At 67.0% G+C, this 10,226-nt stretch carries 9 protein-coding genes; 4 read left to right on the top strand and 5 right to left on the bottom strand.

Annotation, left to right across the window (positions count from 1 at the left end):
• Positions 1-321: 321 nt before the first annotated feature.
• Entirely contained in the window at positions 322-1,686 is a 1,365-nt protein-coding gene (locus tag AB0L60_RS36730; RefSeq protein WP_364624039.1) for a transposase, read from the top strand.
• Between the two features lie 378 nt (positions 1,687-2,064).
• The gene (locus AB0L60_RS36725; RefSeq protein ID WP_364624026.1) at positions 2,065-4,329 is read left to right on the top strand and encodes a protein kinase; all 2,265 of its coding nucleotides are present in this window, start codon (positions 2,065-2,067) and stop codon (positions 4,327-4,329) included.
• 208 nt (positions 4,330-4,537) lie between these two features.
• Here the strand turns inward: AB0L60_RS36725 and AB0L60_RS36720 are convergent, their stop codons facing one another.
• Positions 4,538-4,741 (bottom strand): DUF5988 family protein, encoded by a 204-nt coding sequence (locus tag AB0L60_RS36720; RefSeq protein ID WP_364624024.1) that lies wholly within the window; start codon positions 4,739-4,741, stop codon positions 4,538-4,540.
• Positions 4,742-5,233: 492 nt separating this feature from the next.
• On the opposite strand from AB0L60_RS36720, the gene AB0L60_RS36715 reads away from it, so the two are divergent.
• Together AB0L60_RS36715 and AB0L60_RS36710 are read left to right on the top strand one after the other, a co-directional pair.
• Positions 5,234-5,632: a PPOX class F420-dependent oxidoreductase gene (locus AB0L60_RS36715; protein ID WP_364624022.1), complete on the top strand. Its 399-nt coding sequence runs from the start codon at positions 5,234-5,236 to the stop codon at positions 5,630-5,632.
• 541 nt (positions 5,633-6,173) lie between these two features.
• Positions 6,174-6,536, top strand: a complete 363-nt coding sequence (locus tag AB0L60_RS36710; RefSeq protein ID WP_364624020.1) for a DUF4189 domain-containing protein — start codon at positions 6,174-6,176, stop codon at positions 6,534-6,536.
• Positions 6,537-6,613: 77 nt separating this feature from the next.
• On the opposite strand, the gene AB0L60_RS36705 is transcribed toward AB0L60_RS36710, so the two are convergent.
• The 4 genes from AB0L60_RS36705 to AB0L60_RS36690 all read right to left on the bottom strand — a co-directional run bounded on the left by AB0L60_RS36705 (position 6,614) and on the right by AB0L60_RS36690 (position 10,221).
• Positions 6,614-7,291 carry an NAD(P)-binding domain-containing protein gene (locus tag AB0L60_RS36705; RefSeq protein WP_364624018.1) on the bottom strand — a complete coding sequence of 226 codons (678 nt, stop codon included), beginning with the start codon at positions 7,289-7,291 and terminating at the stop codon, positions 6,614-6,616.
• A 130-nt stretch (positions 7,292-7,421) separates the two neighbouring features.
• Positions 7,422-8,381: a 2-oxoglutarate and iron-dependent oxygenase domain-containing protein gene (locus AB0L60_RS36700; RefSeq protein WP_364624016.1), complete on the bottom strand. Its 960-nt coding sequence runs from the start codon at positions 8,379-8,381 to the stop codon at positions 7,422-7,424.
• The gene (locus tag AB0L60_RS36695; RefSeq protein WP_354851255.1) at positions 8,378-8,827 is read right to left on the bottom strand and encodes a nucleoside deaminase; all 450 of its coding nucleotides are present in this window, start codon (positions 8,825-8,827) and stop codon (positions 8,378-8,380) included. The genes AB0L60_RS36700 and AB0L60_RS36695 overlap by 4 nt, the downstream gene beginning before the upstream one ends.
• Positions 8,828-8,832: 5 nt before the next feature.
• Positions 8,833-10,221 (bottom strand): cytosine permease, encoded by a 1,389-nt coding sequence (locus AB0L60_RS36690; RefSeq protein WP_364624013.1) that lies wholly within the window; start codon positions 10,219-10,221, stop codon positions 8,833-8,835.
• Between the last annotated feature and the right edge of the window lie 5 nt (positions 10,222-10,226).

Raw genomic sequence — 10,226 nt, 5'->3', positions numbered from 1 at the left:
CGCTGGCGACGCCGCCGACAACACCAAGCCCGCCTCTCCCACTACCGCCGCCGCGGCCACCCACTCACCTGAACGCGAGTGTCGTTGCAGTATTAGGGCCGGGTCCCGGCCAGGATTCGGTCCAGGTGCCCGGTGGGATGCTCGGTCAAGCGGCTGCCCGCCAGCATGATTCGGTGTGGCTCTCTCATGGCTTGCCTCCCACCGGGTGCCGTGTGGGAGCGGCTGGAAAGGGGTCTGCCCGGCTCGAAGTAGCGCTGCCCTCCTCGCACGGACACCACCACTGCGCGCCAGAAAGGGACGCCGGTGACCGTCATCATCGGGATGGATCCGCACAAACGCTCGGCCACCATCGAGATCATCGACGCGGCAGACCATATCCTGGCCGTCGGCAGATACACCACCGACACTGTCGGCTATACCGAAATGCTCACCACTGCACAGCAATTCACTGACAGGGTCTGGGCGGTCGAGGACTGCAACGGCATCGGCCGCCACCTCGCCCACCGCCGGGTCCACGACGGCGAAACCGTGGTCGACGTGCCCGCGAAACTCTCCGCACAGGTACGGGTCTTCGCCACCGGCAACGGCCGCAAAACCGACCCAGTCGACGCCCACTCGGTCGCCCTGGCCGCCCTGCACGCCCCGAACCCGCGTCGCGTGCCCCTCGATCCGGAACTGGTCGCACTCGGCCTGCTCGCCGACCGACACGACGAACTCGGCCGCGCCCGCACCCAAACCCTCAACCGCATCCACCGGACCCTGCTCGACCTGATCCCCGGCGGCATCAAGAAATTCCTGTCCGCACCCCAGGCCCGCGACCTGATCACCGACCTGCGCCCGAGCGATCCGGTCGGCCGGGTCCAGCTGCGGCTGGTCATCGAACTGATCGAGGAACTCGAAACCATCGACCGCAAAACCAAAACCGCCGACAAAGAACTACGGCAACTCGTCCTCGACCGCGGCTCGACCCTCATGGACCTGCACGGCATCGGACCCTCCAGCGCGGCACGGCTTCTGGCCGACACCGGTGATATTCATCGTTTCGCCACCCGCGACCGGTTCGCGTCCTGGAACGGCACCGCGCCCCTGGACGCCTCCTCCGGCGATTCCGCTGCTCGGCTGCGTCGATGCCGACGGTGCGGAGGGTCTGGAGCGTTTCGCGTTCGACGATGTTGCCGACGCCGTCCGGACAGGGGGCGAGAGGCTGCAGGCGGAGTTACCGACGCCGGCCCCACACGATCGTGCCGATCTTTCACACCCGTTCCCCTCGTCGTTTCGCGCGAACCTACCTCGCCGTGCCGGGAGTTGGCGATGCAGTGTTTCAGGTGTCTTGACCAGCACCACGACACGGCAGTTCGTGTCGGCCGAACCGACGGCGTTCTCGGGATCGCGAAAGACGCTGCAGCGCGATCACGCAGTGTCGGCGGCGGCCCACACGGGACCCGCTCATCAGCGGGAACCAACCCTGTGGTGTGCCGCCAGGGCGAGCCGAGGCCCAGAGACGGCCTCGGCGAGTTGATCTTCCGCTGCCTGCGTTCGCCACTTCGACCCACGCGGGTCGCGGCAGATGATGATCCGACCCACCATGAGCCCTGGTCGGGCGGTGCCGTTGCATCTGGTCATTCGAACCCCTCCAGGCGCGCGACTGCCCTTCCGCGCCATCCTGTCGGGAGGATATCGCCATAGTGCACGGGCATTCGAAGGCACTGAAGTTGGCAATAGCGGACATTCTGCACCGCAACAGGTTCCGGGCGCCGGCGCCCCGCGCTGGCCGGTTCTGTCAACGCGAAGTGTGCCAATGTAGGACGTTGGGTGCCGAGTAGTCGACCGCCGGGCGACTGATTCCCCGTGCACCGATGGACACGCACCACTCGGCCGTCCGCCGCCTTGCTGTCGGTGCTGTTGCCGCCTCGCGTGTTGGTGTGTGCTCTGTGGTTGCGCGATAGGCTTTGGAGGTGCCGGTCAGGGTGGATGGCACCGAAGCTGTGTCGAATATTCAGGTGTGGTTGTCGAACGTCGCGTGGGGCCACACTTCGGGGATTCACGTCTCGGGGTGCCGATGTGGTGCATGAGTCCTTTGAGGATCTGATCATCGATCCGGCGGAACGGAGCCGTACGGCGCTCGCCGGGGCGGTGGCCCGATTCGAGCAGGCGTGGGCGGTATCCGGGTGTCCTCCCGACTTGTCGGCGTATCTGCCTGAGGCCGATGCCGAGCGGCGTGCGGTGCTGGTGGAACTGATCAAGATCGACCTCGAGAACCGCTGGGTTCGGCACCACTTTCCCAAACGCCTCGCCGAATACTGCGAACAGTACGCCGAACTGCGCAGCGGCCCACTGCCTGCGGACCTGGTCTACGAGGAATACCACGCCCTGCGTCGCGGCTCGCAGCCGGTTGCGGGGGAGGAGTCGACGGCGCCCGGGGCTGGCGAGTCCGCGACCGCGGAGATCGGTCGGCCTCCGGTCCAGCTGGAGACCACCGGATATCGCAGCACGATGGTTGCTCGCCCGAGTGCGCAGGTCGCGCTGGGGGCCATCAATCCGGGTGACCGGGTCGGGGACTTCGATCTGCTGACGATGATCGGGGAGGGCGCGTTCGCGCGCGTGTATCTGGCGCGGCAGCGGTCGATGCAGCGGCTGGTCGCGGTCAAGATCTCGCACAACCACGGCACCGAGCCGGAGACCCTCGCCCAGCTCGACCACGAGTACATCGTGCGGATCTTCGACCAGCGCCTGATCGCCGACGGCGAGCTCAAACTGCTCTACATGCAGTACCTGCCGGGCGGCACACTGCTCGACGTGCTGAACCGACTGCGATCGACCCCGGTGCAGGATCGCAGCGGGCGGGTGCTGCTCGATGCCGTCGACGGGGTACTCGAGGACAAGGGCGAGGTTCGTGCCACCGATTCGGCGGTGCGGGCCCGGATCGCGGCGATGACGTGGCCGGAAACGGTTGCCTGGCTGGGCCGTCGACTCGCCGACGCGCTCGGGCACGCCGCCGGGCGCGGGGTGCTGCATCGCGACATCAAACCGGCGAACGTGCTGCTCAGTGCCGACGGCATACCCAAGCTCGCCGACTTCAATGTCAGCTTCAGTCGACAGATCCGGGGTACCAGCCCGCTGGCGTACTTCGGTGGATCTTTGGCCTACATGTCGCCCGAACAGCTCGAAGCCTGCCATCCGGAGCTGCCGGGGACCGCCGGAGACCTCGATACGCGCAGCGATATCTACGCGCTGGCCGTGATGTTGTGGGCATTGCTCACCGGCCGTATCCCGTTCGCGGACGAGGAGTTCGCCGGTATGTCGGAGACGTCGCTGGGTCGCATGCTCGAACTACGCCGCCGGCCCATCGATCCGCGGTATCTGTCCGATGTTCCCGCCGATTGCCCTGCGGCGCTGCGGCAGGTGTTGCTGACCTGCTTGTCACCGGACCGCGAGTCCCGCTACGGCAGCGGATCGGAATTGGCTCTGCAGTTCGATCTGTGCCTCGACGAGCGGGCCCGTGACCTCGTCTATCCACCGGAGAACAGTTGGCGGGTGCGGCTTTCGCGCCATCCTGTCCCGATCCTGTGGCTTATCGCATTGGTCGGCGTCGGACCGGCGTTGGTCTACCTGTACGGGCAGAGCTTGCAGTTCGGCAGAGGGCGCCCGTCAGGGGCCGTCCACTCGGAGCTTATCCAGGCCTCGAACACTTTCCATCTGATCGCCTGGCCGCTGGCCATCGTGAGCTGGGTCTACCTGTGCCGGCATCTGATCGCGGTGCCCCGCGGCCTGCGCAAGGGCAGACGCTACGACGAGGCGATGCTGGCCCGCGTCCGATCACGCACCCTGTTCTGGGCCGACTTCGACGTGATGTTCACCCTGGTGTTCTGGATGATCGGCGCGGGGGTGTGGGTGGCCCTGCTCGGCGCGATAGCCGCTCGTCCGCCGCGGCTGTTGGCCCATGCGGCGATGCTGGTGCTGGTGTGCGGCGCGATCGCGGTCTCCTACATGTTCTTCCTGCAGGCGTTCTACATCGTCCGCTGCGTGTACCCGATCTATCTGCGCCATGGGCACACGACCGTTCGCGATGCCGCCCACCTCCGGGCACTGCACCGACGAAGCACGGTTTACCTCGGTATCGCCGCATCGGTGCCCCTGGTCGCCGTGCTGACCGGATTCCTCTACCTCGAGCCGGACGAGCGCGTCCGCATCACGAATTCGGTGCTGTGGTTGTGCGGGATCACCGGGCTCGCGTTCGTGGCCACCTATTGGTTGTTCCGAAAACTGGACGCGGACCTACGAGCCCTCGAATGGGTCGTCGAGAAGCGATCGGGTGTCGAGATCGCATGAGCACTCCCAGCCGATGCCAGGAGGGCCAGTCCGGCCATACCGCGCGAGCAAGGCGCGACATTCAGTAGCGGCCGTGCCGTCAGCCTTGGATGGGCACGGCCAGTTGATCTTCCGATGCCCGGCGCTGGCCGGTTCGGCCAGCACGGTATGCGGCACGACCGACCGTTTGCTCACGCCTCGAGTGAGCAAACGGCCGTGCCGGTTGTATCTACTCCGCAAACTCGGTTCGTTCGAACCACTCGTACACAGGCAGCCGCCCCTCGTCGGTATCGGTGAACCTTGGGGTGCTTTTGTAATGTTCGTAGCCAGCACGGCGCTCGATCTTCACCTCGAAACCGGGCGGCGTGATCGGGACGATTCGCGTGGGCATGTCATCTGGTCCGCCTTCGATGAAACACTTCGCCGACATCATGCGCTCCCTTCGTTGATTGACCAGCTCAGCGGCATTCTATCGATCAGTTAACGGCAGAAGTGGGGCAACGCAATGCCAGCGTTCGGTGACCGGCTTGCTGGGCGACAGTGTCCTCTCGGCCAGGAACGGGCATGTGCAGCTTGGTGATCCGAGCGCGATACCGTGGTAGCGACCTGAAATCTAGCAACGCTAGACAAGCTACTGGGACGAGTGTTACCTTTGCTCTAGTTTCTAGCCCTGCTAGTACAGAGGAAGGGGAGGCCGAAAATGCTCATGATCACCTGTTCATTGTCATTGCCGGACTGTGTGCGGCCCGGATTCTGTTCTGATCTCAGAGCAGGTAGCCATACTCCGCGATGCCGCGGTCCCGCTGAACCGCTGACGCAAGACGCAGGGGACGCGGCAGGCAACAGCTTGCGCTTCCCGCACCCGACAACTTCCGGCTGATCGCCGGGGCCCACCTGATATCGAATTCACTGAGGAGTAACCGAAATGACCTTCACCATCAACGAACAGCAGTTTCTCGCGGAGGCCGGGATCGGTCGGCTGGCCACGGTGTCGCCCGATGGCGTTGTGCAGAACAATCCGACCAGCTATCGGGTGAACGCCGACGGCACGATCGATATCGGGGGCATGCGGATGCGTGCCAGTCGAAAGTATCGCAATGTCGAGGCGGGCAGCCGGGTGTCGTTCGTCATCGACCAACAGGTTTCCTTGGAGCCATACGTGATTCGCGGCATCGAGGTACGCGGCTCGGCCGAGGCGCTCGATGACGAGGAGCCACCGTTCCAACCCCAGGAACGCGCGGTCATCCGAATTCACCCCGAACGGATCATCTCCTGGGGCATCGACGGCGGATCCTTCGACTTCATCAGTCGCGGCGCCGAGTAGGACCTCAAACAAGACAGATCAAGAACGCTCCGACGTCGACGGCGGGCGGAAGGATCCAGGGTAAGCAGGGGATAGCGGAATAGCCTGCCATGGCTTCGGACCGTTGCTCCGCTACGGGGGCAGATGCCGGTTCGGCTGTGGCCACGCCCGCACCGGCGGTGATGACGGATGCAATCGCTAGGGCTGTTGTCAGCGCACTCGATTTCCTGGTCATGGCAGCCTCCGCTGTAGTGGTACCGAACGACCTCGCCGAGTGCACTCGATGGCGCTCGGACCGCTGGACACCCGGCGGGGGCGGAATGCTCGAATACCAATTAACCCGCTCGGGAGGGGTCCTCCGCAAGGGGCTCCGTTCGGACATCTGACTTTGCCGGTGACGAAACCCCCGTTTCCGCCGGCCGCTTGACCCCGGACACGCTGTGCCCCAACCACTTGCCGGTTAACGCGTTGTCGAATCCCGTCGATCTTGACTCGACAGTGGTGCTCGCAGCCCCAACCCCACCGGGATGCGCGCGCCGGTTCGATCAACGCAAGGAACAACATGCGCAAGACTCTGTTCGCCCTGTCCGGCCTCGCCTTCGCCACCGCCGCCGCGGTGCTGCCCGCGGCCCCGGCCCAGGCCGCCTCCGGCTCCTGGGGCGCGATCGCGGTGTCCGACTACGGCGACCTGGGCTGGTCCTGGAACTACGACACCGAGGGTTCGGCGAGCCAGGCCGCCGTCGACAAGTGCGCCAAGGCGAGCTGCTCGACAGTCACCACCTTCACCGGCTGCGGCGCGGTGGCCTTCTCGGATTCGATGAACAAGTACACCGGCGGCTACGGTGCGACGCCGGACGACGCCGAGAACTCCGCCAAGTGGTACTCCGACTCCTACCTGGTGCGCACGGCCATCTGCAACGACTGACCCATCGGGGCCGGACGACCGCCCTGACATGGTCGGCCGGCCCCGGAGTCCTTGCGCTGGAGCCCCTTTCGGGGGCTTCAGCGTTCGGCGGCTTCGACCGCCTTGCGCACCGTTTCGGCATCGGCGGGGGCCGCCTCGTTCTCCCAGAACGGCGCGGCGACGGCGTAGGGCGTTCCGTAGACGGGTGTTTCGGGTTGCGTGCGCCAGCTGTCGGCGAGCGAGCCGATATCGACGGTGTCGTAGCCGAGCCTGCTGATCAGTTCCGCCGCAGCGGTTTTCGCCGCAGTATCGTCACCGGCGATGGGCAGCGCGGTGCGATCGGCCGCCCCGGCGGGGCGGGCCAGCACGGCCAGATGCTTGAACAGGATGTTGTTGAACGCCTTCACGACCCGTGAGCGCGGCAGATGTCGTTGCAGCAGTTCGGAACTGGTGGCCACACCCGCGTCCAGGTCGGCGAATTCGCCGTCGCGGCCGGGGTAGTAGTTGTTGGTGTCGATGACCACCTTGCCGACCAGCGGATCGGCCGGTACCTGCTGATACGCCTTGAGCGGTACCGTCACCACCACGATGTCTCCGGCGGCGGCCGCCTCGGCCGGGGTCGCCGCGCGGGCCCGCTCCCCCAGTTCGGCCACCAGCTCCGCCAGGCTCTCCGGCCCTCGTGAATTGCTCAGCACCACATCGATTCCCGCGGCCACGGCCAGCCGGGCCAGGGTGCCGCCGATATTTCCGCTTCCGATCAATCCGAGCGTCGTCATGCCCGCAGGTAACGCGGTCGCGGCGGGCAATGTTCCCGCGAGATCCGCCGGCGATCGCCGGGTGGGCGGGTCCAGGTCGCTCCCACGACCGCCGGCACGCGACGGCCGTGGGAGCTCGCCGGGTGGTCTCTCAGCCGAGGGTGATGGCGTCGAGGCGGGTGCGCAGGAACTCGGCGGAGACGACCGGCGCCAGGCCGGAGACCCGCCCGATGGGCGGCTCGAGGGGCGTCACCCGGGCGTCGTGGTCGAGTTCGTAGAAGTAGATGAGTGACACCAGGTCCTCATCGGGTGCGGACGCCTGGGGCGGGAGTACGCGGTGGCGGCCCGCGGGCCAGCGCTGGCCGCTCCAGTAGGCCAGCAGGTCACCGATGTTCACGGTGAGGGCGGACGGGTCGTAGGGCGCGTCCGCCCAGCCGCCGTCCTCGGTATAGACCTGCAATCCGCCCGCACCGGGTTCGCGGTCGAGGACGGTGACGGTGCCGAAGTCGGTGTGCGGACCGATCCGGAACTGGCCGGGTTCGGGCGGGCCGACCTCGGCCAGCGGCGGGTACCGGTTGATATTGCACGTCCAGGTCGGTCGGCTCGCCAGGCCCTCGAAGGGGTTGTGCGGCAGGTCGAGCGCGGCGGCGAAGAGCGCGAGCAGTTCGTCGGAGAGGGTGCGCATGGCCGCGGTGTAGGCGAGGAACAGCTCGCGCAGCTCGCCCACCTCCTCGGGCCACACATTGTCGAGGAACCACACGGTGTCGATCAGGGCGTCGCCGGTGCGGGTGTCCGCGCCGATCGCGAAGGTCTCCTTGAGGTCCGGCGGGGTCTCGGTGCCCTCGGCGTAGCCGTTGGCCTCGAGGCCCGGACCGATCCAGCCGCGCCCGCCGACGGAGACCGCGTACCGCTGTTTCACCTCCGGCGGGAGTGCGAAGAAGCGCCGGGCCGCCGCCCGCAGGTCGGCCGGAAGCCCGTGCGGCACACCGTGTCCGCGTACCAGGAGGAATCCGGCGCGCTGCATGCCCGCGTCCACCTCGCGCAGCACCGTGGCCGCGGTCTCGCCGCCTTCGCGCCAGCGGTCCAGGTCGACCGTCGCGATAGGGGTCATTCCGCCACTCCTATGTCCTCGTTCCAGAGTTCGGGCCGTTCCGCGATGAAGCGGGTCATCATGTCCACACAGGCCGGGTCGTCGAGCACGGTGATGGAAACCCCGTGTGCGGCAAGCCAGTCGTGGCCGCCGGTGAAGGTGCGCGACTCCCCCACGATGACCGCGCCGATGCCGAACTGGCGGACCAGGCCGCTGCAATACCAGCACGGGGACAGGGTGGTGACCATGATGGTGTCGCGGTAGTCGCGGCGGCGGCCGGCATTGCGGAAGGCGTCGGTCTCGGCGTGCACGCTGGGGTCGTCGTTCTGGACGCGGCGGTTGTGGCCGCGGCCGAGCAGGTTGCCGGCGCTGTCGAACAGGGCCGCCCCGATGGGAATCCCGCCTTCCCGTAGTCCGAGTTGCGCCTCGTCATAGGCGGTGACCAGCAGATCCTGTGCGTTGATCATGCCGATCATGCTGCCACCGCTGCGCGTGCGATCCGGGACCGGTTCACGATCAGATAGGCCGCGCCGGAGAGCACGAAGCCGACGAAGAAGGTGATGTCGCCCAGCTGCGGCACCGCCTTGGCGACGAAGCCGACGAACTTCTCCTGATTGGAGAACAGCAGCACCGACACCACCAGGCCGGCCAGGAACGCCGCCACGCCGGCCCGGTTGCGGTGGTCGCGGTCGTAGAGCAGATGGTCGATGCGCTGACCGCGACGGAGGTACTCGTCGGCGAACACCACACCCAGCCACGGCCCGATCCAGTACGCGACGATGAGCAGGAAGCCCTCGTAGCTGGCCGCCGCGTCGGGCAGCGCCCACCAGGCGACCAGGAACCCGATCACGCCGAAGGCCGCCGACACCAGCGCCCGCTGCGTGCGCACCGAGAACGTGAAGCCCATGGTCACGAAAGCCATTGCGCCCGAGTAGACATTGAGCGCATTGGCGGCCACCGCGCCCACCGCGATGGCCAGCAGGGTCAGGTCCGCCAGCAGCTTGGGCAGGTTGGCGGTGAACACATCGGTCGGGCTGCCCTGCGCGGTGCTCGCCACGGTCGCCGAGGCCGCGCCGACCATCTCCAGCCAGACACAGGAAATGAACAGGCCCGCCGAGGCGTACGCACCGGTCGCGGCCCGTGACACCGTCGCGGGCAGATAGCGGGAGTAGTCCGCCGCGTAGGGATTCCAGCCCGCGCCGTAACCGAAGGCGGTGCCGACGGTGAGCAGGAATCCGCCCATACCGCCCACGCCCCCGGCCGGTGCGGGCGCGCCCAGCGAGGCTTTGCTGAAGACCACCACGGTGACGATGGCGAACACGATGGCCAGCAGTGGGAAAGCGATGCGTTCCACCGCCTGCACCAGGTTGTGGCCGAAGAAGGCGAAGGCGGTCTGCACCACCACGATCACCAGCAGCGCGGTCAGCTTCGGCATGCCGGTCAGGGAATTCAGCGCGAACGCACCGCTGACCGAGTTGGTGGCGAACCAGCCGACCCCGCACATGACCGACATGAACGCGGCGGGCAGGGTGTTGCCGCGATAGCCGAAGGCCAAGCGCCCCAGCACCATTTGCGGGACACCGTGCAGGGGCCCGCGCGCCGACAGCAGGTAGTGGGCGGCCGCGCCCAGCCCGGTACCCACGACGATGCCCAGGCTCGCCTGCCAGAAGTTCATGCCATACGCGGTGACGGCGAGCACGCCCACGAAGACGGTGGCGAACTCCATGTTCGGAGACATCCACGTCCAGAACAGTTTTCGCGGCGTACCGTGCCGGGCGTCCTCGGGGATGTAGTCGTCGCCGCCGGGCTCGACGGCTATCACGCGGTCGCCGTAGGCGGGACGGATCTCGGTGTCGGTCATGGCTT

This window comes from Nocardia sp. NPDC051981 (assembly GCF_040680715.1).
Lineage (GTDB): Bacteria > Actinomycetota > Actinomycetes > Mycobacteriales > Mycobacteriaceae > Nocardia.
The sequence above is the reverse complement of the archived record's forward strand: the minus strand, read 5'-3'. Positions and strand labels throughout refer to the sequence as shown.

Excerpts from the sequence above, each read along its gene's own strand:
- AB0L60_RS36705 (WP_364624018.1), bottom strand. The coding sequence starts at position 7,291 with ATGACGACGCTCGGATTGATCGGAAGCGGAAATATCGGCGGCACCCTG.
- AB0L60_RS36710 (WP_364624020.1), top strand. The coding sequence starts at position 6,174 with ATGCGCAAGACTCTGTTCGCCCTGTCCGGCCTCGCCTTCGCCACCGCC.
- AB0L60_RS36720 (WP_364624024.1), bottom strand. The coding sequence starts at position 4,741 with ATGATGTCGGCGAAGTGTTTCATCGAAGGCGGACCAGATGACATGCCC.
- AB0L60_RS36695 (WP_354851255.1), bottom strand. The coding sequence starts at position 8,827 with ATGATCAACGCACAGGATCTGCTGGTCACCGCCTATGACGAGGCGCAA.
- AB0L60_RS36690 (WP_364624013.1), bottom strand. The coding sequence starts at position 10,221 with ATGACCGACACCGAGATCCGTCCCGCCTACGGCGACCGCGTGATAGCC.
- AB0L60_RS36730 (WP_364624039.1), top strand. The coding sequence starts at position 322 with ATGGATCCGCACAAACGCTCGGCCACCATCGAGATCATCGACGCGGCA.
- AB0L60_RS36715 (WP_364624022.1), top strand. The coding sequence starts at position 5,234 with ATGACCTTCACCATCAACGAACAGCAGTTTCTCGCGGAGGCCGGGATC.
- AB0L60_RS36700 (WP_364624016.1), bottom strand. The coding sequence starts at position 8,381 with ATGACCCCTATCGCGACGGTCGACCTGGACCGCTGGCGCGAAGGCGGC.